Here is a 24,917-nt window from a genome sequence, read left to right as displayed (position 1 = left end):
CCGTTCCCCCTATGCATCCACGAGGATGCGGCGGACATCCGCATCGGCATGCTCGATGACCCGCCTGCGCACGTCGCGTGCCTCGGCGCCAGGCATCGCCTTGAGAGCTTCTCCTGCTGCCTGCCGGACAGACGACGACGCAGCGCTTGAGCAGGAAATGTCCGCAAGTTCGCTGATGGCAGGCTTGTGGCCGAGCCGTCCCAGTGACCGGGCGCAGGCAGCGATGACGACATCGGACGCACCTTCCCGGCCCCGCTCCGCAACCATGCAGTCGAACAGTGCGTCCGCGGCTTCCGACATGAGCAGCAGGCCCACCACAGCCGCAGAGCCATATCGGATCCCGGCGTCCCGGTCCCGCAGACCCTCGATATACACTGCGGGATCCTGTTCGGGCAGATTGAGCAACGCCGTGGCGGCAACCGAGTGCGGGATCCCACTGGTCAGCGAAAGCGCATCGACGAGGTGCCCTCCGGCCTCGGGCTGGGCCGCGACGCCGAGGGCACGCGCCGCCACAAGACGGACCTCGAGGCTCTTGTCCTGAAGGGCGGCCGTCAAGGGGCCGATGACCTCCCTGCCGCCGAGAATGCCGAGCAGTTCAGCCGCAGCAGCCCGCTGAATGGCGCCGCGGGAATGGATTCGGTCAAGGGATCGGCTGAGCAGGCCGCGAGCGGCGAGGACGCGGATCATGGCTTCGCGTACATCGCCACGGACTTCCGGAATCATGCGCAGCAGAGTTTTTTCCACGTGTTCGCCGAGGGCACCTGTTGTCGAGGCCAGTTCCGACACCAACTCCTCCAGCGCCTCATCCTCTGCAACAGCAAGCATCATGATGCGGCTGCGGATTGCCTCGTCATGGACAGTTCGCCCGCGCTCACGGGCGTGGCGTACCGCCTTGATGAGAACGACGGCGGCCAGCGCCAGCACGCATGCGACAACCAGTACGACGACGGCAACCGCCAGCACATCCCATGAGACCAGCACGGGAGCTAGCGTGCCAGGATGCCGGCAACCCGGGCTGCGAGTTCGCGAGGGCTGAAAGGTTTGACGACGTAGTCCGTGACTCCGGCAGCGAACCCATTCTCGATATCGCGTTCCTGGTTCTTGGCGGTCAGGAGGATCACGGGAATGGAGATAGGAGGCTCTGCCGAGCGCATCATCCTGACCATGTCCACGCCGGACATGCCGGGCATCATGACGTCGGAGATCACGAGGCTGTACTCATTGTTGGTAGCCAACTCCAGGCCGGCAACCCCGTCACCGGCGGTCTCAACCTCGTAGCCGCTTGACTCAAGCTTGGTGGAGACGAGATCGCGGATGTCCGCGTCATCATCAACAACCAGAATCTTGTGTGGCATCGCCGATCCTCCCCGCAATCCTTGCATGTAGCCCCGTACCCAGACATAGCCTAATCGACGGCGGACGGCCTTGAATCGATTCGTCCCTGAAGCGCGGGAGACATGCATGTCTCAGCCGTTGCTTCTAGTAGTACTTGGTTAGGTTGGTGCGCTTTCCGACGGCGCGAATCAAAGTTCAATCAACAGGAAAGAGCGACTTACGCTCGGGTTCGCCCTTCAAATCCCAGCCGATGGTTTCTGCTCTTCGTTCTGCGTCCTGCAGCACCAAATCCACGCCGTCATCAACAGAGTTGATGTCAGAGCTGAGAATGATGGTGCCAGCGGCTTCATCTTCAAGAAATGCACCGACAGTGAAGAGCAGGCTGAAGGCGTGGCGGATCTGCTCAGCAGAAATCTCCGGCAATTGGTTGCTCACAAGATCTAAAAACTCTTCAGGAGCGAGTGGTAGCAGTTGAAGGGTCAATTCGTTTAGTACATCGGTCAGCGCCTCCAGTGTCGGGTATGTAACCTGCGGCGAAACTTCTTCAAGCACCGCGCGCAGGATAGATATCTCGTCGAGCGTCGGAAACTGCTCGCGCCCGTCGACGGCTCCCTGATCCACAACTCTTCCTTCTAGCCCGTCCCTAACGACAACGAGGGAGGTACCGCGCAGGACAAACTGGAGCAGGGAAAAAACAGAGGGGAAGCCGATTTCACTCCGCCGAACTTCGGGCACTAGGCGTTGCATCTCCGTATCTACGTCTGCGACAGTGAACCCCTTCGTTCCCCTTTCTCTGATCCGATCAGAGAAAGGGGAACCGTCTTGCAGGAGGCTCTTGACGACGGAGAGGAAGCCTGCTCTATCAACAACATCTGCTTGAGCCTCCGTATCCCGAGAGGTCTTTGGCTCTGTTTGAAGGGTATGCGGGACCTTGGGATGGAAGATTGATAAACCGCATCCCTCTTCAATGAAGGCTCCGAAGGACCGGTAACCATAGTCGGAATAGGTGACGCGGGGCCATTGACGCCGGAGGAGGCCGTTCATGAACGCTCCATCAACGTCCCCGTCCTTCATCGTCTGTGGGTAGTCCTTCGCAAACTTCAATGTCGTCTGAACATACTCATCTTGGGACGGTTTTTTGTTCGAAGGGACTACATGGGCAACGTGGCGTACGGCGAACCCATCTTCGGTTGACGAAGCATCGGTTGGGGGTACAGCCATTGCCGGAGTGGATAACTCATCGCCGACTTGAAGATCAACGAAATGATCCACCGAGGCTCTTAAGTCCTGGCTGACGCCGCCCGCTCCGGCATGTCTGATAGTCACGCCCACTACTATCTTGCCTAAGAATTGCAGTCGCCGAATGAGCGGAATGAAGTCACCATCGCCACTAACAACTGCGAACACGTCGATCCAAGGCGCTTCACCCGCAACAGTGAGAGCATCAACCACGAGTTGAATGTCTGCCGCGTTCTTTTTCCTTACCTCGCGGCGATCGCGGGTAGGTCCCGCTTGGGACCATACCTGGATTGGTTCAACTCCATTTTCCATCATCTCGCGTCGATACGTAGCCATTCCTGGATGGCTCCAATTCGCATAGGCCCTCGTTGTGGCTGATCCGGTACTGATGCCCAGTGACGTCATCTCTTCCTTGATGCCTCTGATAAGGCGGGAAATGGGCACCCCTAAGACATCACCGCCGTAGCCCCCGAATAAATTCTCGAGGTCTATGAAGACAGCCATGTTTCTGTGCCTGATTGTCTCTGGAATGGCCATTCCTCCTTGGGCGCGCCGGGCAATTTCCCCGATATTAGCGTGCCTCTAGAATCATGCGACGGTTATGGCTTCAAAAAAGACGTCACCTGCGAGCTTGCAGGTGCCGTGGATCAAACTGCTTCCTCTTGAAACAAGTCCTCGGGCAAAGCAAAAGCCCCCGGTTTCCCAGGGGCTTTCAGTGGTGGCTCCGACCGGCGTCGATCCGGTGACCTTTCGATTTTCAGTCGAACGCTCTACCAACTGAGCTACAGAGCCTTGCAACCATCGTGTGATGATCACCGTCGACGCCCGGATTTCTCCGACCGCCTCAGCGACCCTGACGGGACTTGAACCCGCGACCTCCGCCGTGACAGGGCGGCGCGCTAACCAACTGCGCTACAGGGCCTTGCGATTTTGCAAGAGTTTGATCCTATCAGCACCCAAACGGTGCTTTGAACCACTCCCTTGCGTACCCCCAACGGGATTCGAACCCGTGCCGCCGCCGTGAAAGGGCGGTGTCCTAGGCCGCTAGACGATGGGGGCCAGGACCACACAAGTACTTTACTCCTCGTTGTGGACCTCTAAAACTATAGGGCTTCGATCTCGATTACACAAAACCTCTGAATCGCCGGTCGGACGTCCTGCGGAAGCGACGGCAGTAGAGTTTCCTCCGTGCCCATCGATATGAGCCTCGAGGACTTCGAATCAGCAGTCGACGACGCAATTGACCAGATCCCGGACAGGCTGGCGAGGGCTATGAACAACGTCGCCATCTTCGTCAAGGAGGAATTTGAGCCCGGCCCCGGCGAGGAAGCGGATCCCGACCTGCTCGGCCTCTATGAGGGTACTCCGCTGACGGAAAGGGACTCCTGGTGGGATGCCGGCTCCCTGCCCGACCGCATCAGCATCTTCCGGCAGCCGCTGCTGAGGATGTGCGGGAGCCGCGAGGAACTCGTGGATGAAATCCTCATCACCGTGATCCACGAGGTTGCGCATCACTTCGGGATTGATGACGAACGCCTCCACGAGCTGGGCTGGGGGTAACCCAACCTGGCTACCGCCGGGGCTTCATACTGGTTATATGGGCGCACACTCTCATGGGCATCCCGTCACCGCGACGGGGAAGCACCGCAAGTCGCTGGTGCTGGTCGTGGCGATCACACTCGCCGTCGTTGTTGTTCAGGTGATCGGCGCTGCGCTGTCCGGGTCCCTGGCCCTGCTCGCTGACGCGGGCCACATGCTTTCCGACGCCGCCGGCGTTTTCATAGCGCTGCTTGCCTCCTGGATAGCAACCCGGCCTGCCACTGTGCGGAGCACCTACGGCTACCAGCGGGCAGAAGTGCTGGCGGCACTGGCCAATGCCGTCATCCTGGTGGTGATCGCGGTGGTCATTGCGATCGAGGCGTTCCGCAGGCTGGGTGAGCCAACAGAGGTGCGCACGGACATCATGCTGATAGCTGCGCTGCTCGGCGGCGCGGCGAACCTCGCCTGTCTGCTGATCCTCCACGGCGGGCATAAGGAAAGCCTCAATCTTCGAGGCGCCTATCTGGAGGTGCTGGGAGACCTGCTTGGGTCAATTGCCGTGGTGATTGCCGCCGTCGTCATCGCAGTGACCGGATTCCTGCAGGCTGACGCCATAGCCTCCATCCTCATTGCAGCCATGATTCTGCCGCGCGCATGGAGCCTGCTGAGAGACGTGATCAATGTGCTGCTCGAGTCCGCCCCCAAGGGTGTGGATCCGGCGATGATCCGGGAGCACATCCTGAAAGTGCAGGGGGTTGTTGACGCACACGACATTCACGCGTGGACCATCACCTCCGGCGTTCCCGTCTTTTCGGCCCACGTAGTGGTGGACACCGAAAGCCTGAACGCCGAGGGTGTTGACCGCATGCTCGACCGCCTTACGCACTGCCTCAGCAACCACTTCGATACCGAGCACTGCACCTTTCAACTTGAACCGCTGGAGCATGCCGTGCATGAGAGCCGGCAGCACGCCTGACTCGGGCGCGACACGCCGTGAGCGGCCTTGCGTTGGGAATGACACAGCTGTTGTTTAAGATACTGGTGTGACAAATGTTGCTAAAGTGACATTTGGAGCTCTATCCTCGGACAAGTCTGGTTGCCGTCCGAGGATCGAGTTATGCCGCAAACCTTTTCGCAGCGCGGATTTTCCGCGCTCACTGCCATGCTCGTGGGATCGCTGCTCACCGTGGGATTGACGCCGTCGCCAGCCTTTGCAGCATCGGATCTGCCCAGCCCCGCCGACATTGCCGCTGCGGAGGACAACACAGCTGCGGCGGCGGAACTCGTGACAGAGATCGAAAGCATCCTCGACAATGCTTCCGCAGAACTGCAGGGCGCGCAGGTTGAGGCGATGAAGTCGCAGGGCGCCTACATTGATGCACTCGCGGAACTTGATGAGCGGCGGTCGACCGCCCAGCGGCTTTCGGCACTGGCCGGGCAGGCCGAGCAGACCTACCGCACTGCCTCTACGGAACTCGGTCAACTTGCCGCTGACATTTACCGTGCGGGCGGCATCATGCCGGACAGCAGCCTCCTTTCGTTCGCCCAGGACCCAGGCAGCATCATGTATCAGGCCTCCACTGTCGAAGGCATGGCCGCCTCCCGGTCACGCACCGTCAACCAGGCTGAAACTGCGGCGAAGTCGCTCGAGTCCCTGCAGGCCGACGCACGCAACGCGGAGCAGGCAGCCGCCGACGCAGCCGAGGCCGCGGAAAAGGCCGGAGCCGCCACAGAATTCGCGATGGCGAGCGCCGCGAGCCTGGTGGAGGAGAAGCAGGCCGAACGCGGAACCCTGGTTGCGCAGTTGGCGCAGCTGCGGGACACCACCGCGGCTCTCGAGGAGAAGCGCATCGCCGGCCTTGAACAGGAACGACGCGAGGATGAGCTCGCTCGCATTCTTGCCGCATCAGCCGAGACGGCTGCCGCAGCGACCGCCTCGCCTCGCTCCGAAGCACCGCTTGCTCCAGCCCCCACACTGGTGCCGCCGGCGCAGGATTCTCCGCAAACACCCGCGCCGGCACCGGCGCTCCAGCGACCCACCATTCCTGCTCCGGCACCTGCTCCGCGTCCGACGACGCCGGCTCCTGCTCCCGCGCCCGCTCCGGTTCCGCCGCGACCGGCACCCCAACCTGCACCTGCACCTGCACCTGCTCCCACGCCGGCACCTCCTCCGCCGGCACCGGCACCGGCACCCGCTCCGCCTGCAGTGAATCCCGGCGGAGTGGCGGCAGCCGTCAGTTACGCCCGTGCGCGCGTCGGAGCGCCCTATTTCTATCAGTGGGGAGGCAACGGTCCGCGGGGTTATGACTGCTCCGGGCTGGTGCAGCAGGCCTTTGCCTCAGGGGGCATCTCACTCCCGCGTACAGCGTCCGCGCAGTTCTACGCGGCACGAACCCATGTCCCGCTGTCGCAGGCGCAGTTCGGCGACCTTGTCTTTTGGGGCGAGGGCGCCGGCATCTGGCACGTTGCCATCTACGTAGGTAACAACACCGTGGTCAACGCCCTGAACCCCTCACAGGGCATTCTCGAAGTGAATCTCGCGAATATGAGCGGGATGGGCGCACTCAACCCGCTCGCTGCGCGGTTCTAGGCGACCATCGGTCCGAAGTTTGCGCGGTCCGTCAGGCGAGGATCCTCCCTGTCCGGCACCACAAGAACCGGGCCTTTCGCGTGGTGCAGCACGCCCTGGCTGGTGGAGCCGAGCAGCATTCCGGCGAATCCGCCGCGGCCGCGGGTGCCAAGCACAACCAGCTCGGCCGTCCGTGATGCCTCGATCAGCACCTCAACGGGAGGCCCGTCGAGGAGTTCCACTGATATGTCCAGTTGAGGGAAATGGCTCTGCAGCCATGCCTTCCCCGCGTTGAGTTGAACCATGATCTCCGCGTGGAGTGCGTCCCGGTCAACCGGGGTGGGCATCCATGCAAGTGAACCGGTGAAGGGCGGCAGTGAACACACCACCCGTACGGGCAGACCACGAGACTGCGCCTGCTCGGCTGCAATCAGCGAAGCCATGCGCGCCTGCTCGGAGCCGTCAACTCCGATCACAACCACCTTTTCGATCTCTTCCGCGCGCGGGCACGGCTCGCCCTTCGGTTTCGGTGCGGATACGCCGGCCTCATCGAGCCTCGGGGCACAGTACAGCGGTACAACCACAGTGGGGCACTTTGAGTGCGCCGGCAGTGCGGCGCTCACGGAGCCAAGGAGGCGTCCAACGAAGCCTCCCCTGCCACGCGAACCCACAACCATGAGTTCGGCCTCCTCGGAGAGCTCAAGGAGCACACCTGCGGCATCGCCGCTCTCCACCCGCGGCACAATTTCGATGTTGTGGTGACCGGCTATCTTGCTGATGGACTGATCGAGGACCGCCTGCGCCCCCTCCCGGATCACCGAATCATCCACGGTTGCGTAACCGGCATCCATGCTCGACGCCGCGAAGACCGGGACGGTATAGGCAGTTACTACATGGAGTGGGCAGTGGCGGCGCTCGGCCTCCTGTGCCGCCCAGACGAGAGCACACATGCTCTGGTCGGAGCCATCAACCCCCACAACCAGTCCGCGCCCCTGGGAATGCCACGGCGCCTCCGGCTTATGAGCCTCACTCATGGTCCGCCTCCTCGCGGTTGAACCTCAATTGACACCTTCGCTCAGCCGTCCAGATATTTCTAGCCTACTCTCCAGTAGGAGGACTATTCAGCACCCAAAAAGTTATATAGGCTTCGAGAATCGTTATCGGGCGGATGGTCTCCACAAAGGTTCCCGCCCGCTTTCAGTGCGCTTGGTTGACCCGTTCGCAGCCAAGTGTCCGCACAGCCCGGAAGAGGCGCCGGGCTGTGCGGAATTCTCCTTCGTCCAGGAGGTTTTCATCGATGCTGCCGAAGCCGATCGACCACGTCGCCGCTGATCCTTCCGTGCCCTCAGCCGCAGAGATGACCACCACAGTGGTGATTGGCTCCGGGTTGTCCGGGCTGGCCGTTGCCAGCGAGCTGAGCCGGCGCGGCGTGCAGTCCATCGTGGTCGAGAGCATCGAATGCCTGAACTCCGGGCCAAACCGAACCGTAATGACGGACTCGGTGTCGCTGTCCGAACGCACGGAACTCCTGCGGCTGCTGCGCTGCTACGCGTCAAGCCATTCACTGGACATCCGCCAGGAGACGGTTGCTGAGGGACTGTGCATGGTGGGCTACTCCCAGCTTCTTCCGGCTCCGGTACTCGGGTCCAAGAAATGGGCGGTGCAGACGCGGAACGGCGTCCTGCTCGCAGACCACGTGGTCTTGACCAAGTATCCACAGAACCAGCTGCGCCGTTTCGTGCAGTCCCTCGGCCTCGCAGTGGGAATCGACATCAAAGCGGCGCTTCGGGCTATCGGTCTCTACCTCATCGGGGTGGGCGAGATGCTGACGCCGACAACTCGGGAAATTGTCCGGCAGGCCAAGGTCATCAGCGACTCAATTGTCTCGCAGGGAGCTCTCGCGGCTCAGGTGATCCAGCCAGTGAAGGCTTCCGTGATGGCCGCCGCTGTTGCCGGATCAACCAGGCGTCCGCCCGCAATCAGCGCCTGAGAAGGTGCCTACGCGGCGTCGTCGTTGTTGCCCTGGGTGAGGCGCCGCCTGGCTCCAAGTGCCAGCACCACAGCGAGCGCAATCAGCACCGCAATCATCAGGATGACTCCCCAGGAAAGACCGGAGTCTGCCGCCGGCTCCTGGTCAAGCGCGCCGGGGTCAGCTGTTTCGATCGGGCCTGCTGTACCCGCGGACGCCTCAGGCGTCCCCGCAGCCTCAGACGCCTCGGCAGCAGCGCCTGCCGTAGCCGTGAAGTCGAAGGTACCTTCAATCGGGTGCGAATCAGAGGACACCACACGCCAGTTCACCGTGTAGGTTCCGGCCGGCGCCCCGGCGCGGATCGCCTGTGTGGCCACGGTGTCAGTGATGGAGACCTCGCCCTCAGCCCAGTCTTCGCCCGCAGCATCAAGCACCTGAACCTGCGAGCCGATGGTCGCAGGAACATTGGTGAACGTGAGTTCAATCGCCTGAGGCATTGTCTTGAGCGTTGCACCCGGCTCCGGAGTCGAGGAGCTCAGCTCATCATGCGCTGACGCAATCGAGGCTGATCCCAGGACTAACGCGAACGCAACCAGAAGTACGCCGGCCAGGAGCACGGCGGTGCGCTGAACGGAACGCGCACTCGGAATACGCGCCGCGCGCGCTGCAACTACTGCGGAAGGCTTCATGCCTTAAGCCTACGGGAGCGAACTGGCAGGATCCTGAATCCGCCATTGGATAGACTCCTTGAGCGAAACTCCCCCACCAACAGAGGAATACCCGTGCCTGAACTGCGCACCGCGATGGACCGCTACTTCCAGCTCACCGCTCGCGGATCAACCTACTCACGTGAAATCAGGGGCGGCATCGCCACGTTCTTCGCGATGAGCTACATAGTGGTGCTCAACCCGCTGATCCTCGCTGGAGCGGACGCAAGCGGAGGCAGCCTCGGGTTTGAACGTGTGGCGGCAGTGACCGCGCTCGTCGCGGGACTGCTGACCATCCTCATGGGCGCCTGGGCCAAGTATCCCTTTGCTCTTGCCACCGGGCTGGGCGTCAACGCCTTTGTGGCCATCACGGTTGCCACCAATCCGGAGCTCACCTGGCCGGACATGATGGGCCTTGTGGTTCTTGCCGGCCTGACCATGCTGGTGCTGGTCCTGACGGGCTTCCGTACCGCCGTCTTCAATGCCGTGCCGGAGAGCCTGAAAACAGCGATCGTCGTCGGTATCGGGCTCTTCATCGCACTGATCGGACTGGTGAACGCCGGTTTTGTCCGGCGTATCCCAGATGTTGCGGAGACCACCGTGCCGGTCGGGTTGGGATTCGGGGGCGTACTCCTCGGCTGGCCCACCCTGGTGTTCGTATTCGGCCTGATCCTGACCATCGCACTGGTGGTCCGCAAGGTTCGCGGCGGCATCCTGATCGGTGTCATCGCCGCCACCATTCTGGCCGTCATCATCGAAGCCGTGGCGAACGTCGGGCCGAGTGTGGGACCGGACGGCTCCAACCCACAGGGCTGGTCGCTCGTTGTTCCGGAGCTTCCTTCCGGGGCCTGGATCGGCCTCCCCGACCTGAGCCTGGTCGGCAGTGTCAGCGTCTTCGGGGCGTTCGGCAGCCTCGGCGCCACCGCCGCCCTGCTGCTCACCTTCACCATCCTGCTCAGCATCTTCTTCGACGCCATGGGCACCATGGTGGGCCTGGCAAATGAAGCAAAGCTGGTGGACAAGCGGGGCAACATCCCCGGCGTCGACCGCGTTCTCATTGTTGACGCTCTCGGAGCGGTGGCCGGCGGGGCGGGATCAGTCTCTTCCAACCAGATCTACGTCGAATCGGGCGCCGGTATCGGCGAAGGCGCGCGCACCGGCATCGCCAACATCGTGACCGGCCTGCTGTTCCTCGTGGCCATGTTCTTTACGCCGCTGATCTCGCTGGTGCCGTTCGAGGCAGTGGCGCCTGCCCTCGTCGTCGTTGGTTTCATGATGGTGTCCCAGGTGGGCCGGATTGACTGGCAGGACTGGGGAATCGCCATTCCCGCGTTCCTGACGTTCACGCTCATGCCGTTCACCTACTCGATCGCCAATGGACTGGGCGCCGGGTTCATCGCGTACGTCCTGGTCCGCACGTTCCAGGGCAGGGCCAGGGAAATCCACCCGCTGATGTGGGCCGTGGCAGGTGCATTCGTGGTGTTCTTCGGGATCGGCCCGATCGAGCAGCTGCTCGGCGTCGGCTGACCCACCCGTTGCTAGTCGGTGAGGACTGCCGCGCCACTGATGAAACGGGTCACCTGCGCATCCCGCCACAGGTGCGCCGGCACTCCGCCGCCAAGCAGCTCACGAGCCAGGCCGGGATCCTCCCCAAGTGGAGCATCGCTTCCGGCAAGAATCACATTTCCGTAGCGCCGGCCCTTGAGCATTGCGGGGTCCGCAATGATCACGGTATGGGTGAAGGCAGCGGAGATGGTCGCCGCCTCGCGCCGCGCCATCCCCAGGTCCGGGGAATCCCCGCAATTGACGACATAGACCCCGGCCGCATCCAGGACACGCTTGGCGTGCTCAACAAACTCGACGGTGGTCAGCGGGGCTGGAGTGCGGCTGCCCGCGAAGACGTCCCGGATGATGAGGTCCCGGCTACTCGCGGAGAGTGCCTCAGTGACTTTGCGCGCTTCGCCAACACGGATCCGTAGCAGCGGTGCACGCGGCAGGTCGAACCACTCACGCACCAGGCCCGCGAGCGCGCCGTCGAGTTCCACGACCACCTGCCGCGCATCGGGAAAGGTCACGGCAAAACTCCGCGCCAGCGAGCAGGCCCCGCCACCAAGATGCAGGGCGCGGAGCCGGAACGTGGACGGCCACTGGGACGTTACCAGCGAACTGATCCAGCGCATGTACTCGAAGTCGAGCCGGGCAGGATCGGTGAGGTCGATGTGGGAACTCGGCACACCATTGATGTGAAGCACCCAGCCGTTGGGATTGAAGCGGTCGTGGACGAGCTCACAAGTGCCGGTGTCGATGGTGTGAATGCCGGGAACCGGACCGCCGTCTGTGCCCGCTGTTTCCCTGCGCTCGCGCTGGCGTCCCATTGATCCTTACGCTTTGCCTGGTGCCGTTCGGCTAGTAAGGACGGACGGCACCCTGGTGGTGCAGGTGTGCGTTGACCTGCCGCACCCTGCCCGGAATGGTGAACAGGTCAATGACCATCATGATCCACAGCGGGATCAGGAACAGGAACCCGAGAACAAACCACGCCGTGGCGTAGCCAATGAGACCCAGGCCCAAATAGAGGAAGCCCATCCCGTTCTGGCGCAGGTAGAACTTGTGGGCGCCGAAGTTTCCGAGCAGGAACCAGAGCAGGTAGGCGAGCCAGCTTTCCTTCGCGGCGTAGACCACCACGTGTTGAGAAGGCTGGTTGCCGTAGTAGTTGGACACGTCATTCCCCTGTCAGTTGTGAACCTGATGCCGAAGCGCTGATGCGCGGCGGCTCGACGGCGCAGGCAGCGCGCACCATCCGAATCTCATGAAGGCCGTTCCACCGTTCGGAGAGTTGTTCCCGCTCTCCGTCCGGAGCGAAGCCGAGCTTGCGGTAGAAAGCGATGGCGCGTTCGTTGCCCTCCAGGACCCAGACGCACGCGGCGGCATCGCCGATAGCGGCATCGGCGATAGCGGCATCGGCGAGCGCCCGGCCCAGACCGGTGCCGTAATACTCCTCCAGCACGTACAGCATAAAGAGTTCGACGGCGGCAGGAGGGTTATCACCCCGCGCCTCACCGCCTGCTGCAATACCGACGATCGCGCCGTCGTCGTTGACCGCTACCAGCGGTACGCTGCCGCTCTCATCGAATCCCTGTCTCCACGCTTCGGCGATGGCTTCGATGCCGTCATCCAGGCCATCGAGGACTTCTTCGCGCACCTTCCCCCGGTAGGCCTGGCGCCAGCCCTGGTTCTTCATGCGCAGCGCAGCTTCGGTCTCGTCGATGCGGAGCGGACGGATGGTGGCCATGCCGTTCATGCTATCGGGAACGACGACGGTCACTCGCCTGCAGCGGTTGTAGTTGCGTCCTAGTTGACGATGGCGACCGCAAACCCATCCCAGTCCTTGGACCCAACTGTCTGCAGGGCAGTCGCATCAAGGCGCGGGTGGCTACCGAGCAGTTCCAGCGCCCTGCGGGTGCCCTGGATGTCTTCGTCGCCGTTCTCGTCCAGCACGCTGCCCCCGCGCACCACGTTATCGAGCACAATGACGGATCCCGGCCGGGACAGCTTCACCGCCCACTCCAGATAGTTGGGGTTGTTCGCCTTGTCCGCGTCGATGAAGAAGAGGTCATAGGGCCCTTCCAGCGTGGGAAGCGTCTCCAGTGCCGCTCCCACGTGCACGGTTACCTTGTGCCCGACGCCGGCCACCTCCAGATTGCGCCTGGCCACCTCTGCATGGGCGGGCTCATACTCGCAGGTATCAATGGTTCCGCTCTCGGGAAGACCGCGTGCCAGCCAGGTGGTGCTGAAGCCGCCCAGCGTACCGATCTCCAGGACCCGCTTCGCCTGATGGATACGGGCAAGGAGCATGAGGAACTTGCCCTGCCCGGCAGTCACTTCAATGGCAGGCATACCTGCGTTGCGGGTATTGTCAACGGCCGCAAGGAGAGCGGCGTCCGGTTGGACCACCGTGCGGTTCAGGTAGCTGTCAACCTCTGTCCAGTTACTCATGAGTGGCCCTGGTACTCGTCCATCTCATCAATCGCGCGCTCGAGGCGCTCCACTTTTCCGGTGAGCTCGCCCGTGTGGCCGGGGCGGATGTCCGCCTTGAGCACCAGGGAGACGCGGCTGCTGTACTTGGCCACTGCCTCCGTAGCGCGTCTGACCACGTCCATGACCTCATCCCACTCACCCTCGATCTCGGTGAACATGGAACTGGTGGAGTTCGGCAGGCCGGAGTCACGCACGATCTTCACGGCTTCGGCTACCGCGGCGTGAACCGAACCGTCCCCGTTTTCGCTGGTGTCCTGACGTGCGCCGCTGGGCCGGCCGGAAGGTGCAACTGAGAAGGCTACGAGCATGGGAAACAGTCTGTCAGGTTTGGCCCCACCGGTCACCCGTTCCGTACGTCGACGGTGAACCGGCAGTCCGGAGGGTGACGCAGGCAGCAGGCGCCGGGCAGTGACTATGCACCGTCGATCGTGCAGGATGAAGGAATGATCACCCGCGGAATTTATGTCAGCGCCATGGCCCCCGGGTCAGGCAAATCGCTCATCTCCCTGGGGTTGGCCAGCATGCTGCAGGGGCACGCGGACAGGATCGGCTTCCTTCGCCCAATCTCGGAAGCGGAAGACGGCAACGATGATCCGATGGTTCTCCTCATGCGGCGCGCGTTCGGGCTGGATGAGAAGACCGCCAGGAGCGCCATGACGCGGGCGGAAGCCCGGGCCCTGCTCGTGTCCGGCGAGCGCGAGGAAATCGATGCGCGTTCCGTCTCCGTGTACAGCGAGATGGCGCAGTCCTGCGACGTAATCATCGTGGAGGGGACGGACCTGAGCGGGCAGGACGCCGCCGTCGAGTTTGATCTGAACGCACGGCTGGCCAACAATCTGGGCGCCATGGTACTTGCCGTGGTAAGCGCAAAGGACATGACCTCCGCTGAGGCAGCTGACGCCGTCGACGTCGCGCGCAGGGAACTGGGCGCAGCGGAGGTGTCGCTGCTGGCCATGATGGTGAACCGTGCGGCAGAGAGCGCCGTAGAGGCCATCCGCGATCAGGTGCGCCCGGGGAAGTCCGGCCGCCCGGTCTACGTCATTCCCGAAATGAGCGAGATCTCCCAGCCGACAATGGCGGAGGTTGCCGGCGCCCTGGACGCGCGTCACATCGCCGGCGGCGCCAGCCTGGAACGTGATGTCTCCTCCATCCGCGTCGCTGCCATGAACGTTGGCCACTTCCTGGAACTGCTGACCGACGGCGCCCTCGTGATTGTTCCCGGAGACCGGGCGGACGTGCTGGTGGCAACTGTGGCGTCGTCGTTCTCGCCTGAGTTTCCCGTGCCCTCCGGCATGATTCTCACCGGTGGTCTGACGCCGGACCCCAATATCCTTGCCCTGCTTGCCCATGCCACCTTCCCTGTTTTCGCGGTCGACGACGACACCTACACGGCCGCGAAGCGCGTCAGTGAGGTGCGCGGCGAGATTGCGACCGGCTTGCGGCGCAAGGCTGCCGCCGCACTTGGTGTGTGGGCACGGCAGGTGGATGCGACGGAGCTGCTGGAGCGCCTTGAGCTGCCCCGGCCGGTGAAGATGACTCCGCTGCGGTTCCTGCACGAGCTGATCGAGAAGGCCCGCGCGGACCGTAAGCATGTGGTTCTACCCGAAGGCCTGGACGAGCGGATCCTCCGCGCCGCTGAGATCCTGCGCCGCCGGGATGTCTGCGACCTGACAATCCTCGGACCGGAGGGGCAGCTGCGCGAGCGAGCCGCCGGCCTCGGTGTGGACCTGACCGGGCTCACCCTGCTGGACCCGGCAACCTCGGACCTGCGCGAGGAGTTCGCTGCGGAGTACGCGCGGCTGCGTGCGCACAAGAACGTCTCGCTCGACGACGCCCGGGACCGCATGCTCGATGGCTCCTACTTCGGGACAATGATGGTTCAGCTGGGTTACGTTGACGGCATGGTCTCCGGCGCCGCGCACACCACCGCGAACACCATCCGGCCCGCGCTTGAGTTCGTGAAGACGAAGGAGGGCGTGAAAATTGTCTCCTCCGTGTTCCTGATGCTGCTTCGTGACCGCGTGCTGGTGTATGGAGACTGCGCCGTCAATCCGGATCCCACCGAGGAGCAACTGGCGGATATCGCTGTGGCGTCGGCTGAAACGGCTGCCCAGTTCGGGGTTGAACCGCGCGTGGCCATGCTCTCCTACTCCACCGGAGAGTCGGGTTACGGAGGCGCAGTGGACGAGGTGCGGCGGGCCACGGAGCTGGTCCGCTCGATCCGCCCCGACCTGCCGGTGGAGGGGCCCATCCAGTACGACGCCGCCGTAGACGCCTCCGTGGCAGAGTCCAAATTGCCCGGGTCGTCGGTCGCGGGGCAGGCAACCGTCTTCATATTCCCCGATCTGAATACAGGCAACAACACGTACAAGGCGGTTCAGCAATCAGCCGGTGCGGTCGCCGTGGGGCCGGTGCTTCAGGGCCTGCGCAAGCCGGTCAATGACCTGTCACGGGGCTGCACCGTCGAAGATATTGTGAACACCGTCGCCATCACCGCCGTGCAGGCGCAGGGCACACCAGCGCAGGAGGCGCCATGATCATCCTCGTCATCAACTCGGGCTCGTCATCGCTCAAGTACCAGGTCCGGGATTCCGTGAGCGGGGAGCGCCTGGCCAACGGGCTGATCGAGCGCATCGGCGACACCGCGAACGGCGGCCCGAAGGATCACACCGAAGCGCTGGACCGGGTCACCGAGGAGCTGGACGCCAAGCTGCAGGGCAAGTCCATCGACGCCGTCGGTCACCGCGTGGTTCACGGCGGCGAACGGTTCAGCGAACCAGTGCTCATCACGAATGAGATCATCCGCGCGATCGACCGGCTCAACCCACTGGCCCCGTTGCATAATCCTGCCAACGTGCAGGGTCTGCGCGCCATTGCCGAGCGGTGGCCGGACATGCCGCAGGTGGCAGTGTTTGACACGGCCTTCCACCGCACGCTGCCCGAGCATGCGTGGCGGTACGCCGTGCCGGATGAGCTGTACAAGAAGTTCGGCATCCGCCGGTACGGGTTTCACGGCACCTCCTTCGAGTACGTGACTCGGCACGCCGCCGAGCTGCTCGGGATGCCGCCAACCGAATTCACGGGCATCATCGCGCACCTGGGCAACGGCGCGTCCATTACTGCTGTGCAGGATGGCCAAAGCATTGATACCTCGATGGGGTTCACTCCGCTGGAGGGACTTGTCATGGGAACCAGGTCCGGCGACATCGACCCGTCGATCCTGCTGTTCCTCAGCCGGGAGGGCTACATGGAGAAGGATCTCGATCAATTACTCAACCGCGGGTCCGGCTTGAAGGGCCTCACAGGCCACAATGACATGCGTTCCATCGAGGAGTCCGGGGACGCTGCCGGCACCATGGCGCTGGAGATCGCCTCCTATCGCCTCGCGAAGTACATCGGCGGGTACCACGTTGCTGTTGGAGGCGCGCAGGCGCTCGTGTTCACGGCGGGCATCGGGGAGAACTCCTGGCGTTTCCGGGAGCGGGTGGTCAAGCGTCTGGGCGCCCTGGGTGTCTACATTGACGACGCCGAAAACCAGAAACCGGGCGGCTCGCCGCGGGAGATCAGCACAGAGGAATCGGCTTTCCCGGTCCTCGTGGTGCCCACAGACGAAGAGGCGGCTATCGCTGAGGCGACTGCCGCCGTCGTCGGCTCTGTCTAGATCCCTGCTAGTGAGCCACTCGGCACACGCGAGCGGCCGTATTCACGGGGCTAGGGGGCGCCAAGCAGACGCGCCAGTGCCGCGGCGCCCGCCCCCACGAGGACGACGACGAGGAACGGTGCCCGCAGCCACAGCGCCACCCCTGCTGCGACGAGGGCCGCGAGGCGCGCATCAATCACCAGGGATTGCCCGCTCGAAAAGGTGTTCACGGCGGTCAGTGACGCGAGCAGCCCGATAGTCAGCGTGCCGGCGACGCGGGTCATGTGCGGGTTCTCCATGAGGCGCGCGGGCACCAGATAGCCGGCGAGCTTCGTGAGATAGCTGATTCCGCAGGCAATGAGGATCCAGATCCAGAGGTTCACCGGTGTCCTTCCGTGGGATAGGGCTCGACATCGGGCTCCAGGCCCTCGCGCGGGGGACCGGAACTGAACCAGCCGGCCAGCGCAGCTACCGCGGCGGCCACCAGGATCGGGATGCCCGCAGGCACAAAGGGGACGGTGAGCAGGGTAACCAGCGCACAGACCACGGCGATGGCCGCCGGCTCCCGCGCCTTCAACCGGGGCCACAGCAATCCGAGGAATGCGGCGACCGCAGCGCCGTCCAGGCCCCATTGCGCAGGATCACCGAGTGCGTTCCCCAGTAGCGCGCCCGCAAGGGTAAAGACATTCCATAGAACGTATATACCGATCCCTGCAACCCAGAACCCGCGCGCCTGCTCCTGGGGATCGCTTTGTCCCGTGGCCGTCGCCGTCGATTCATCAATGGTTACCTGGGCGGCCGCGAAACGGCGCAGGCCGCGCGCCCGGAGCATCGCGTTCATCTGCATGCCGTAGACGGCGTTGCGGATACCGAGCAGGGAAGCCGCGGACATCGCGGCCGCCCCGGTTCCGCCGCCTCCCACCACGCCGATGAACGCGAACTGGGAACCGCCGCTGAATAACAGGAGACTCAGTGCCATGGTCTGCAGGAGGTCCAACCCGGAGGCGACTGACAGGGCACCGAAAGACACCCCATAGAGGCCGGTAGCCACGGCAATTGACAGTCCAACCCGGACAGCCGGGGATCTCGATAACTCCACCGGCCAAGCGTATGCCGTTCCGCCTATGGGGTTCACTTCCGACGGAATCCCGGCAATACTGAGTATAGTCAGCATGCTTACCAACCCCTTGGAGAGACCAACATGAAGGCACTTACCTGGCAGGGCAAGCGATCGCTCAGCATCGACAACGTTCCTGATCCGCGAATTCAGGAGCCCACGGATGCAATCGTTCGCATCACTTCAACCGCGATCTGCGGATCCGACCTTCACCTCTACGAGGTGCTCGGTCCGTTCATGAACAAAGGGGACATCCTTGGCCATGAACCAATGGGCATCGTGGAAGAGGTGGGAAGCAGCGTAACCAACCTCACGCCCGGAGACCGCGTGGTCATCCCGTTCAACGTAGCGTGCGGCCACTGCTGGATGTGCAATCAGGGCCTGCAGTCCCAGTGCGAGACCACCCAAAGCAGGGACAAAGGCACTGGCGCGCAGATGCTCGGGTATTCGGAACTGTATGGCTCCGTGCCGGGCGGCCAGGCCGAATACCTGCGCGTTCCGCACGCAAACTACGGGGCCGTCAAGGTGGGCAGCGAGCTGCCCGACGAGCGCTACCTGTACCTTTCCGATATCCTCCCCACCGCCTGGCAGGGCGTGAAGTACGCGGACGTGCCCGACGGCGGGACCCTGGCCGTCTTCGGTCTTGGTCCCGTTGGCCAGTTCGCCAGCAGGGTCGGCAAGTACCTCGGTCAGCGGGTAATCGCGGTTGAGCCCGTGGCGGAGCGCCGCGCAATGGCAGAGCGGCACGGCATCGAGGTTGTCGACTTCTCGAAGAATGTCGGCGATGAGCTTCGGGAAATGACCGACGGGCGCGGCCCGGACGCCGTCGTTGACGCCGTCGGCATGGAGGCACATCACTCACCCCTCGGCGCCTTCGCACAGCAGGCCGTCGGGCTCCTCCCTGACGCTGTAGCCAAGAAAGCCATGGAAACAGCCGGAGTGGACCGGCTGAGCGTCCTGCACGCGGCGATTGATGCGGTGCGCCGGGGCGGAACTATATCCATCAGCGGCGTGTATGGCGGCACGGCAAGCCCCATGCCTCTGCTGACCATGTTCGACAAGCAGATTCAGACACGCATGGGTCAGTGCAATGTCCGCCGGTGGACCGATGAACTGCTTCCCATCGTGGAAGACCCCTCGGATCCGCTGGGCGTCATGGATCTCAAGACCCACGAAGTTCCTCTGGATGAGGGACCGGCTGCCTACGAAACCTTCCAGAAGAAGGAGGACGGCTGCATCAAGGTGGTGCTCAAGCCTTAACCGTCCACCGTTCATCTGACAGGACACGCCCCTTATGACCCTTCATAAGGGGCGTGTCCTGTGAAATCAGTGCGCGAGGGAGACCTGCTGGGCCGCGTGGATAGCATCGGCGGCCCGCACCAGCCCCAGGTGGGAAAATGCCTGAGGGAAGTTCCCGGCCATCCTGGCGTTTCCGGCGTCGTACTCCTCGGACAGCAGGCCAAGCTGGTTGGCGTAGCCCACCAGCTGGTCCATCAGTTTCTTGGCGTCCTGAAGCCTGCCGGTATGCGCATACTGCTCAACGAGCCAGAAGGAACAGGCAAGGAACGGGTGCTCGCCGGGCGCCAAGCCATCGATTGATGATTCGGTGCGGTAGCGGAGTAGCAGCCCATGCTCATCGAGCAGCTCTTCTTCCAGCCTCGCAACCGTGCCGATCATCATCGGGTCGTCGTAATCAACGAATCCGACCTGCGGCAGCTGCAGCAGTGATGCATCCACCAAGGTGGTGCCGTAATACTGGGTGAAAGAGTCCACCTCCCTGCTGAAACCCTGCTCAAGGATCTCGATGCGGAGCTCATCCCGGAGTTGCTCCCATCGGTCTGCCTCACCCTTGAGACCGTGTTCGCGGACCGCGCGGGCTCCGCGGTCGAACGCGGCCCACATCATGACGCGGGAGTGCGTGAAGTAGGCCGGCTCACCGCGCATCTCCCAGATACCGTGATCCTTGGCGCTCAGGTGTTTCTCCAGGAACCCCAACAGTGCATGCTGCAGCGGCCAGGAGAATTCGTCTTCCTTCACTCCGCGCTTGCGCAGCTTTTCCAGGGCAACCATCACTTCACCGACGACGTCGGCCTGGTATTGGGTCACGGCCCCGTTGCCGATCCGAACTGGAGCGGAGTCCGCGTAACCCGGCAGGTGCCCCAGGACTTTCTCGGGAAGGTTCCGCTCACCCGAAACGCTGTACATGATCTGGAGATCCTCGGGGTCGCCGGCAACCGCACGGAGCAACCAGTTCCGCCATTCCGAGGCCTCATCCTCGTAGCCGTGCGTCATCATCGCTTCGAGCGTCAATGCGGCGTCACGTAGCCAGCAGAACCGGTAATCCCAGTTCCGCTCGCCGCCGAAGGCCTCGGGCAGCGACGTGGTGGGGGCCGCGACGATGCCGCCGGTGTCTTCATGCGTCAGGGCACGCAGCACCAGGAGTGAGCGCTTGACGATGCCGTCATACTCGCCCTGCTTCTCGCAGCTTTCCGCCCAGCCCTGCCAGTAGTCGATGGTTGCCTGCAGTGTGACGTCGAAGTCCAGGGGCGTCGGCTGCGGACGGTGGGATGGGTACCACACCAGCTCGAGGTCCACCTTTTCACCGGCTTCGACGGTGAACTCTCCCACGTGGCGGTGATCGGCGGCGCGCGGAAGATGGGTGCCACGCAGGAGCAGTGCATCCGGCCCGGCCATCGCGAGAATTCCGGGACCGCCCTCCTCATGGGTACGCCGCACCCATGGCAGCACCTCGCCGTAGCCGAAGCGCACTACAAGCTCCTGGCGCATCGGCACTGATCCGCTGATTCCCTCGATGCGCCGTGCAAGGGATGCGCGCCGGTCATGGATGGGCATGTAGTCGGTCACCAGGACTTCACCGGCTTCGGTACGCCATCTGGACTGCAGTACGAACGTGGAGTCGATGTACTTCCACTCCACCAGCTCCGCAACACCGGCGGCGTGCGCCGGCGCCACGAGCCAACGTCCGTGATTGTCATTGCCCAGCAGCGCGGAAAAAACCGACGCCGAGTCGAACCGAGGGTAACAAAGCCAGTCCACGCTCCCACCCCGGGAAACGAGCGCACCGGTATGAAGATCGGAAATCAGCGCGTAGTCCTCAATCGGCATAGCCATGCGATAACTCAATCACACCCGGCCGGTCGAGGACTCCCCTTTGAGCCTGCCAAGAACATACGCCGGACGGTTGGTAGTGATCTCCTGGGCGCCGAGGTCGCGGAGGAGGTCTATGTCGTCGTCAGCGTCAACCGTCCACACCCGCAGGCGAAGCCCGGACTCGAGCCACCGCGCAACCCGGTCCGGATGCGCACGCACGTACGCGATGCTTGGCCCGGCGATTCCCACCGCTCCACTCGCGATGATGCGCTCGCCCTCGTGCAGCGCGCGCCGGAGGAGGTTCATCACGGCCGCAGCGGTGAGTGGGCCCAAAGTTTCGCGCACGTCATCAGGCTGCACGTCGGCCACCAGCTGGCAGACGACGTCGGCGGGCACGCGCTCCAACAGGTGGCGGACCGAGTCGGGATTGAAGCTCATGAAAGTGATGTGCAGGTTGGCGAGCCGGGAAGTCTCCGGGTCATAGCCCTCCCTCATCAGGAAGGCGATCAGCCGTTCCTCCAGCTTGAGCCCAAAGGGGCTCGGGTGCTTCAGCTCGATGGCCAGCTCGAGCTGGCGTCCGTCCGTACGCAGGAGATCCAGCAGGTCTTCGAGCGTGAGCAGCTGATCGGCCACACCGCCATACCCTGGCGGGATATTCGCCCCCTTCCATGACGCGAAGTCCAGTTCACGCAACTGTCGCAGCGTATGATCTCCCACGTCGCCCGTTCCGCTGGAGGTGCGGTCCAGCGTGGTGTCGTGAATGCAGACAAGTTCCAGGTCCTCAGTGAGGTGGACGTCGCATTCCACCCCGTCAGCACCTTCCGCGAGCGCCTGCAGAAAAGCAGCGCGGGTGTGTTCCGCGTACTGTTCGCTCGCCCCGCGGTGCGCGAAAACCAGGTGCTTCACTGCTCGTTGTTCTGCCACAGGCCTTACGCTAGCGAATCGGCGGCGTGACTGTCCTCCGGACGGCTGGTTAGATGGGAATTCAGCATCGATGCGGAGGACTAAGTGAGCATTGCGTTGACCGATACGGAGCGCGCCGCGGGTCTGAGGCGGATGAAGACCGTTGCGACGGGCCTGCTCGCCATCATGGCGGTGATTTTCCTGATCGCCTTCGCCCTTCAGGAGCAGTACCCGTGGTTGCAGTACGTCCGCGCTGCTGCGGAGGGCGGCATGGTGGGAGCCCTGGCCGACTGGTTCGCCGTAACGGCCCTGTTCAAGTACCCGATGGGGCTCAAGATTCCCCACACGGCGATCATTCCGCGCAAGAAGGACCAGATCGGCACATCACTGGGGCAGTTTGTGGAGGAGAACTTCCTGTCGGAGTCCGTGGTGCAGCAGAAGCTTTCCTCACTCGGCCTCGCCCAGCGCGCCGGCGCATGGCTCTCCCGGCCGGAGGGGGCAGACCGCGTAGCCGTGGAAGGTGCCGCCCTGATCCGCGGTGCTTTCACCGTGCTGGATGACGACGCCGTCCAGAAGGTCATCGAATCAATGGTGCGCAAGCACGTGGTGGACCCACCGTGGGGGCCGCCGGTCGGTCGCATGGCAGAGCGCGTCTTCGAGGAGGGACACCACCACCGGCTCATTGACCTGCTGGTGGACCGGGCAGCCGAGTGGGTGGACGGCAATTACGACGTCGTTTCCCGCGTTGTGTCCCAACGCTCACCCACGTGGGTGCCGCACTTCGTGGACGGGCTCGTCGGCGACAAGGTTTATGTGGAGTTCCTCAAGTTCGTTCGGGCGGTCCAGGCGGATCCCCAGCACGATGTCCGGCTCTCCATCGACAAGTATCTCAAGGACCTCGCCCAGGATCTGCAGCATGATCCGGTCATTATTGCGAAGGCCGAGGAGATCAAGGCCGGCATCCTTGATGACCCGCGTCTGCATGATGTTGCCGCACGGGCCTGGTCCACCATCAAGACAGCCCTCCTGGAAGCAGTCAATGACCCTGATAGTGAACTGACCCGAAACTTCAAGGCTGCGGTCCGCGACTTCGGGCGGCGTCTCACCACGGACGAGGATCTTGCGGGCAAGATCAACAGGTGGATTTCCGACGGCGCCGGTTACCTCGTGCGGACCTACCGAAGCGACATCGCGGGCATCATCTCCGAAACTGTGGAGCGCTGGGACGCTGAAGAAACCTCACGGAAGATCGAACTCCAGGTCGGTAAGGATCTTCAGTTCATCCGGATCAACGGCACCGTGGTCGGCGCTCTTGCCGGACTGAGCATCTTCTCATTGGCCCACGCGCTGTTCGGCTAGCGTCAGGGCTGCGGGCCGTTACCGGTCTCCGGGAGCTTCTCGAGCTCCGTGAGCAGCTCACCGGGGATGACGGTGGGCGGTGGGCCGAAGGCTTCCCGGGTTGCCTCGATGACCGTACGGCCCATCTTGTGGTTGGCCACCCCGCCCACAGCTGCGCCTACCCCGAACGGGAGCGCCCGGCCCAACAGGGCGCCGCCCTGGCGTGCGAGCATGCGCTTGAGGAAACGCTTGCGGATGCTGGCGCCGATGCCGCGTACTGCGGAGGAGGACATCGACCCCCCGACCACGTTGCCCCAGTGACGCGTGACCCCGCCCGCTGATGAACCGATGGTCGCCTGGATGAGAGCCGAGCCTTCCTCACCCATGAGGATGGCCATGACGAGAGTGCGGGCACGTTCCGGATCCTCTGTGGAGATTCCGTGCAGCTCCGCGACTGATTGTGCATAGAGCGCCGTTGCCTCCAGAAAACCGACGGTGGCGGCGGCGGAAAGTCCCAGCGAAACCACTGTTCCAATAGCCGGGACGACGGCGGTGCCACCGACAGCTGCTCCTGCGGTTGTGATCGCAACGAGATAGTCGCGCTCCAGTTTTGCGTTCAACTCGGCACCGGTGGCCGTTGGGTTTTTTCTGCGCAATCGCCGCAGGTTGGCGAGAACCAACGGTCGTTGAATATCGATAGCCCGTTCCACCGCGCGCTGGATGCCCGGCTTTGGTTGGCCGTTGCGGTCGAATACCGCTCCGCTGGCAAATTTCCCCGCGGGGTTGAAGCGTGCCATAACTGATCCTTCCGTCGAGATGTTCAAGTTTGGGCGAGCGCTTGCTCAACGCAAAACGCCCCGTCGGATGGGGGCCGGCGGGGCGTTCGGTCGATGTACCCGGTTTATGCGTGCGAGCGATTCTTGGTGATCGCTCCGTAAACGAGGAGAACGATGATCGCGCCGCCGATGGCCAGCAGCCACGAGGAGATCGAGAAGAACTCGTTCACGCCGACATTGAAGAGGAGGTTACCCAGGAAGCCTCCGAGGAGGGCCCCAATCACGCCCAGGATCAGGGTCATGATCCAGCCGCCGGCCTGCTTGCCGGGCAGAATCAGCTTGGCGATGGCTCCCGCAATAAGGCCGAGAAGAAGAAATGCCAGGAAATTCATGAAGTGCTCCTTTATCGAACTTCTAACTGCGCAACATATATGTCGATTTCGACGATGCACCGGAGTGCAACTGCACACTACCTTACTTGATAAGTGAGCTTAGTAATAGCATACGCCTCACCGGTGGAACTATTAAACTCCTGCTCGGCGACTTTGCAACCCCTTGTAATCGAAACTTCACCAGAAACGGGATCGACAGTATGCTGATCACGTGGCGCTTATATTCCGGCAACCCGCCGTGGCT

25 protein-coding genes and 3 tRNA genes are annotated in these 24,917 nt (G+C 63.1%); 9 read left to right on the top strand and 19 right to left on the bottom strand.

Features of this window, described 5'->3' with window-relative positions; translation table 11 throughout:
• Positions 1 to 9 precede the first annotated feature (9 nt).
• From ACZ2GY_RS00895 to ACZ2GY_RS00870, 6 genes are all read right to left on the bottom strand, one after another.
• Positions 10 to 981 (bottom strand): HEAT repeat domain-containing protein, encoded by a 972-nt coding sequence (locus tag ACZ2GY_RS00895; RefSeq protein ID WP_471672694.1) that lies wholly within the window; start codon positions 979 to 981, stop codon positions 10 to 12.
• Between the two features lie 5 nt (positions 982 to 986).
• Complete coding sequence (locus tag ACZ2GY_RS00890; RefSeq protein WP_471672693.1) at positions 987 to 1,355, bottom strand: response regulator transcription factor; 369 nt, start codon at positions 1,353 to 1,355, stop codon at positions 987 to 989.
• Positions 1,356 to 1,530: 175 nt separating this feature from the next.
• A complete protein-coding gene (locus ACZ2GY_RS00885) occupies positions 1,531 to 3,111 on the bottom strand; it encodes an NYN domain-containing protein (RefSeq protein WP_471672692.1) in 1,581 nt (526 codons plus the stop codon).
• A 179-nt stretch (positions 3,112 to 3,290) separates the two neighbouring features.
• Positions 3,291 to 3,366: transfer RNA gene (locus ACZ2GY_RS00880), tRNA-Phe, on the bottom strand.
• 56 nt (positions 3,367 to 3,422) lie between these two features.
• Positions 3,423 to 3,496, bottom strand: a tRNA-Asp gene (locus ACZ2GY_RS00875).
• Between the two features lie 64 nt (positions 3,497 to 3,560).
• Positions 3,561 to 3,633, bottom strand: a tRNA-Glu gene (locus ACZ2GY_RS00870).
• A 141-nt stretch (positions 3,634 to 3,774) separates the two neighbouring features.
• Here ACZ2GY_RS00870 and ACZ2GY_RS00865 point away from each other — a divergent pair.
• From ACZ2GY_RS00865 to ACZ2GY_RS00855, 3 genes are all read left to right on the top strand, one after another.
• Positions 3,775 to 4,134, top strand: a complete 360-nt coding sequence (locus ACZ2GY_RS00865; RefSeq protein WP_346028048.1) for a metallopeptidase family protein — start codon at positions 3,775 to 3,777, stop codon at positions 4,132 to 4,134.
• Between the two features lie 37 nt (positions 4,135 to 4,171).
• A complete protein-coding gene (locus ACZ2GY_RS00860) occupies positions 4,172 to 5,089 on the top strand; it encodes a cation diffusion facilitator family transporter (protein ID WP_056545857.1) in 918 nt (305 codons plus the stop codon).
• A 141-nt stretch (positions 5,090 to 5,230) separates the two neighbouring features.
• Positions 5,231 to 6,703 carry a C40 family peptidase gene (locus tag ACZ2GY_RS00855; protein ID WP_471672691.1) on the top strand — a complete coding sequence of 491 codons (1,473 nt, stop codon included), beginning with the start codon at positions 5,231 to 5,233 and terminating at the stop codon, positions 6,701 to 6,703.
• Here the strand turns inward: ACZ2GY_RS00855 and ACZ2GY_RS00850 are convergent.
• A complete protein-coding gene (locus tag ACZ2GY_RS00850) occupies positions 6,700 to 7,716 on the bottom strand; it encodes a universal stress protein (RefSeq protein WP_471672690.1) in 1,017 nt (338 codons plus the stop codon). The two genes, ACZ2GY_RS00855 and ACZ2GY_RS00850, sit on opposite strands and share 4 nt — an antisense overlap.
• Before the next feature lie 263 nt (positions 7,717 to 7,979).
• On the opposite strand from ACZ2GY_RS00850, the gene ACZ2GY_RS00845 reads away from it, so the two are divergent.
• A complete protein-coding gene (locus ACZ2GY_RS00845; protein ID WP_277358765.1) occupies positions 7,980 to 8,672 on the top strand; it encodes an FAD-dependent monooxygenase in 693 nt (230 codons plus the stop codon).
• 8 nt (positions 8,673 to 8,680) lie between these two features.
• Here ACZ2GY_RS00845 and ACZ2GY_RS00840 read toward each other — a convergent pair whose 3' ends face one another.
• Positions 8,681 to 9,340, bottom strand: a complete 660-nt coding sequence (locus ACZ2GY_RS00840) for a copper resistance CopC family protein (RefSeq protein WP_471672689.1) — start codon at positions 9,338 to 9,340, stop codon at positions 8,681 to 8,683.
• 114 nt (positions 9,341 to 9,454) lie between these two features.
• Between ACZ2GY_RS00840 and ACZ2GY_RS00835 the strand changes: the two genes are divergently transcribed.
• Complete coding sequence (locus ACZ2GY_RS00835; RefSeq protein ID WP_428831025.1) at positions 9,455 to 10,885, top strand: NCS2 family permease; 1,431 nt, start codon at positions 9,455 to 9,457, stop codon at positions 10,883 to 10,885.
• Positions 10,886 to 10,896: 11 nt separating this feature from the next.
• Here the strand turns inward: ACZ2GY_RS00835 and ACZ2GY_RS00830 are convergent, their stop codons facing one another.
• From ACZ2GY_RS00830 to ACZ2GY_RS00810, 5 genes are read right to left on the bottom strand one after another with little or no spacing between them, the layout of a single operon-like run.
• Positions 10,897 to 11,733: a spermidine synthase gene (locus ACZ2GY_RS00830; protein ID WP_346027840.1), complete on the bottom strand. Its 837-nt coding sequence runs from the start codon at positions 11,731 to 11,733 to the stop codon at positions 10,897 to 10,899.
• 31 nt (positions 11,734 to 11,764) lie between these two features.
• Complete coding sequence (locus ACZ2GY_RS00825) at positions 11,765 to 12,079, bottom strand: TM2 domain-containing protein (RefSeq protein WP_277358769.1); 315 nt, start codon at positions 12,077 to 12,079, stop codon at positions 11,765 to 11,767.
• A 1-nt stretch (position 12,080) separates the two neighbouring features.
• Entirely contained in the window at positions 12,081 to 12,650 is a 570-nt protein-coding gene (locus ACZ2GY_RS00820) for a GNAT family N-acetyltransferase (protein WP_471672688.1), read from the bottom strand.
• Positions 12,651 to 12,709: 59 nt separating this feature from the next.
• On the bottom strand, positions 12,710 to 13,354 hold the full coding sequence (locus ACZ2GY_RS00815; RefSeq protein ID WP_277358771.1) for an O-methyltransferase: 645 nt from the start codon (positions 13,352 to 13,354) through the stop codon (positions 12,710 to 12,712).
• Positions 13,351 to 13,704, bottom strand: coding sequence for a thiamine-binding protein (locus ACZ2GY_RS00810; RefSeq protein ID WP_471672687.1), 354 nt, complete (start codon positions 13,702 to 13,704; stop codon positions 13,351 to 13,353). Before ACZ2GY_RS00810 ends, ACZ2GY_RS00815 begins: the two co-directional genes overlap by 4 nt.
• Positions 13,705 to 13,839: 135 nt before the next feature.
• Between ACZ2GY_RS00810 and pta the strand changes: the two genes are divergently transcribed.
• Both pta and ACZ2GY_RS00800 read left to right on the top strand, forming a co-directional pair.
• Positions 13,840 to 15,933: a phosphate acetyltransferase gene (gene pta, locus ACZ2GY_RS00805; protein WP_471672686.1), complete on the top strand. Its 2,094-nt coding sequence runs from the start codon at positions 13,840 to 13,842 to the stop codon at positions 15,931 to 15,933.
• On the top strand, positions 15,930 to 17,057 hold the full coding sequence (locus ACZ2GY_RS00800; protein WP_277358774.1) for an acetate/propionate family kinase: 1,128 nt from the start codon (positions 15,930 to 15,932) through the stop codon (positions 17,055 to 17,057). Before pta ends, ACZ2GY_RS00800 begins: the two co-directional genes overlap by 4 nt.
• A gap of 50 nt (positions 17,058 to 17,107) precedes the next feature.
• On the opposite strand, the gene ACZ2GY_RS00795 is transcribed toward ACZ2GY_RS00800, so the two are convergent.
• Positions 17,108 to 17,419, bottom strand: coding sequence for an AzlD domain-containing protein (locus ACZ2GY_RS00795; RefSeq protein WP_056545839.1), 312 nt, complete (start codon positions 17,417 to 17,419; stop codon positions 17,108 to 17,110).
• The gene (locus ACZ2GY_RS00790) at positions 17,416 to 18,135 is read right to left on the bottom strand and encodes an AzlC family ABC transporter permease (RefSeq protein ID WP_471672684.1); all 720 of its coding nucleotides are present in this window, start codon (positions 18,133 to 18,135) and stop codon (positions 17,416 to 17,418) included. Before ACZ2GY_RS00790 ends, ACZ2GY_RS00795 begins: the two co-directional genes overlap by 4 nt.
• Before the next feature lie 102 nt (positions 18,136 to 18,237).
• Here ACZ2GY_RS00790 and ACZ2GY_RS00785 point away from each other — a divergent pair, with 102 nt between their 5' ends.
• Positions 18,238 to 19,413 carry a zinc-dependent alcohol dehydrogenase gene (locus tag ACZ2GY_RS00785; protein WP_471672683.1) on the top strand — a complete coding sequence of 392 codons (1,176 nt, stop codon included), beginning with the start codon at positions 18,238 to 18,240 and terminating at the stop codon, positions 19,411 to 19,413.
• A 66-nt stretch (positions 19,414 to 19,479) separates the two neighbouring features.
• Here the strand turns inward: ACZ2GY_RS00785 and ACZ2GY_RS00780 are convergent, their stop codons facing one another.
• Both ACZ2GY_RS00780 and ACZ2GY_RS00775 read right to left on the bottom strand, forming a co-directional pair.
• Complete coding sequence (locus ACZ2GY_RS00780) at positions 19,480 to 21,285, bottom strand: glycoside hydrolase family 15 protein (RefSeq protein WP_346027835.1); 1,806 nt, start codon at positions 21,283 to 21,285, stop codon at positions 19,480 to 19,482.
• A 12-nt stretch (positions 21,286 to 21,297) separates the two neighbouring features.
• Positions 21,298 to 22,188: a glycerophosphodiester phosphodiesterase family protein gene (locus tag ACZ2GY_RS00775; RefSeq protein ID WP_056545834.1), complete on the bottom strand. Its 891-nt coding sequence runs from the start codon at positions 22,186 to 22,188 to the stop codon at positions 21,298 to 21,300.
• 132 nt (positions 22,189 to 22,320) lie between these two features.
• Between ACZ2GY_RS00775 and ACZ2GY_RS00770 the strand changes: the two genes are divergently transcribed.
• Positions 22,321 to 23,526: a DUF445 domain-containing protein gene (locus ACZ2GY_RS00770; RefSeq protein ID WP_471673614.1), complete on the top strand. Its 1,206-nt coding sequence runs from the start codon at positions 22,321 to 22,323 to the stop codon at positions 23,524 to 23,526.
• A gap of 2 nt (positions 23,527 to 23,528) precedes the next feature.
• Here ACZ2GY_RS00770 and ACZ2GY_RS00765 read toward each other — a convergent pair whose 3' ends face one another.
• Positions 23,529 to 24,302, bottom strand: coding sequence for a hypothetical protein (locus ACZ2GY_RS00765; RefSeq protein WP_277358780.1), 774 nt, complete (start codon positions 24,300 to 24,302; stop codon positions 23,529 to 23,531).
• Between the two features lie 104 nt (positions 24,303 to 24,406).
• Positions 24,407 to 24,673, bottom strand: coding sequence for a GlsB/YeaQ/YmgE family stress response membrane protein (locus tag ACZ2GY_RS00760; protein ID WP_277358781.1), 267 nt, complete (start codon positions 24,671 to 24,673; stop codon positions 24,407 to 24,409).
• Positions 24,674 to 24,917: the final 244 nt, after the last annotated feature.

The organism is Arthrobacter sp. KKT183 (assembly GCF_055657625.1).
The sequence above is the reverse complement of the archived record's forward strand: the minus strand, read 5'-3'. Positions and strand labels throughout refer to the sequence as shown.

Coding starts and splice junctions, on each gene's coding strand:
- ACZ2GY_RS00890 (WP_471672693.1), bottom strand. CDS start 1,355: ATGCCACACAAGATTCTGGTTGTTGATGATGACGCGGACATCCGCGAT.
- ACZ2GY_RS00885 (WP_471672692.1), bottom strand. CDS start 3,111: ATGGCCATTCCAGAGACAATCAGGCACAGAAACATGGCTGTCTTCATA.
- ACZ2GY_RS00865 (WP_346028048.1), top strand. CDS start 3,775: ATGAGCCTCGAGGACTTCGAATCAGCAGTCGACGACGCAATTGACCAG.
- ACZ2GY_RS00860 (WP_056545857.1), top strand. CDS start 4,172: ATGGGCGCACACTCTCATGGGCATCCCGTCACCGCGACGGGGAAGCAC.
- ACZ2GY_RS00855 (WP_471672691.1), top strand. CDS start 5,231: ATGCCGCAAACCTTTTCGCAGCGCGGATTTTCCGCGCTCACTGCCATG.
- ACZ2GY_RS00850 (WP_471672690.1), bottom strand. CDS start 7,716: ATGAGTGAGGCTCATAAGCCGGAGGCGCCGTGGCATTCCCAGGGGCGC.
- ACZ2GY_RS00845 (WP_277358765.1), top strand. CDS start 7,980: ATGCTGCCGAAGCCGATCGACCACGTCGCCGCTGATCCTTCCGTGCCC.
- ACZ2GY_RS00840 (WP_471672689.1), bottom strand. CDS start 9,340: ATGAAGCCTTCCGCAGTAGTTGCAGCGCGCGCGGCGCGTATTCCGAGT.
- ACZ2GY_RS00835 (WP_428831025.1), top strand. CDS start 9,455: ATGGACCGCTACTTCCAGCTCACCGCTCGCGGATCAACCTACTCACGT.
- ACZ2GY_RS00830 (WP_346027840.1), bottom strand. CDS start 11,733: ATGGGACGCCAGCGCGAGCGCAGGGAAACAGCGGGCACAGACGGCGGT.
- ACZ2GY_RS00820 (WP_471672688.1), bottom strand. CDS start 12,650: ATGGCCACCATCCGTCCGCTCCGCATCGACGAGACCGAAGCTGCGCTG.
- ACZ2GY_RS00815 (WP_277358771.1), bottom strand. CDS start 13,354: ATGAGTAACTGGACAGAGGTTGACAGCTACCTGAACCGCACGGTGGTC.
- ACZ2GY_RS00810 (WP_471672687.1), bottom strand. CDS start 13,704: ATGCTCGTAGCCTTCTCAGTTGCACCTTCCGGCCGGCCCAGCGGCGCA.
- pta (WP_471672686.1), top strand. CDS start 13,840: ATGATCACCCGCGGAATTTATGTCAGCGCCATGGCCCCCGGGTCAGGC.
- ACZ2GY_RS00800 (WP_277358774.1), top strand. CDS start 15,930: ATGATCATCCTCGTCATCAACTCGGGCTCGTCATCGCTCAAGTACCAG.
- ACZ2GY_RS00785 (WP_471672683.1), top strand. CDS start 18,238: ATGAAGGCACTTACCTGGCAGGGCAAGCGATCGCTCAGCATCGACAAC.
- ACZ2GY_RS00780 (WP_346027835.1), bottom strand. CDS start 21,285: ATGGCTATGCCGATTGAGGACTACGCGCTGATTTCCGATCTTCATACC.
- ACZ2GY_RS00770 (WP_471673614.1), top strand. CDS start 22,321: ATGAAGACCGTTGCGACGGGCCTGCTCGCCATCATGGCGGTGATTTTC.
- ACZ2GY_RS00765 (WP_277358780.1), bottom strand. CDS start 24,302: ATGGCACGCTTCAACCCCGCGGGGAAATTTGCCAGCGGAGCGGTATTC.
- ACZ2GY_RS00760 (WP_277358781.1), bottom strand. CDS start 24,673: ATGAATTTCCTGGCATTTCTTCTTCTCGGCCTTATTGCGGGAGCCATC.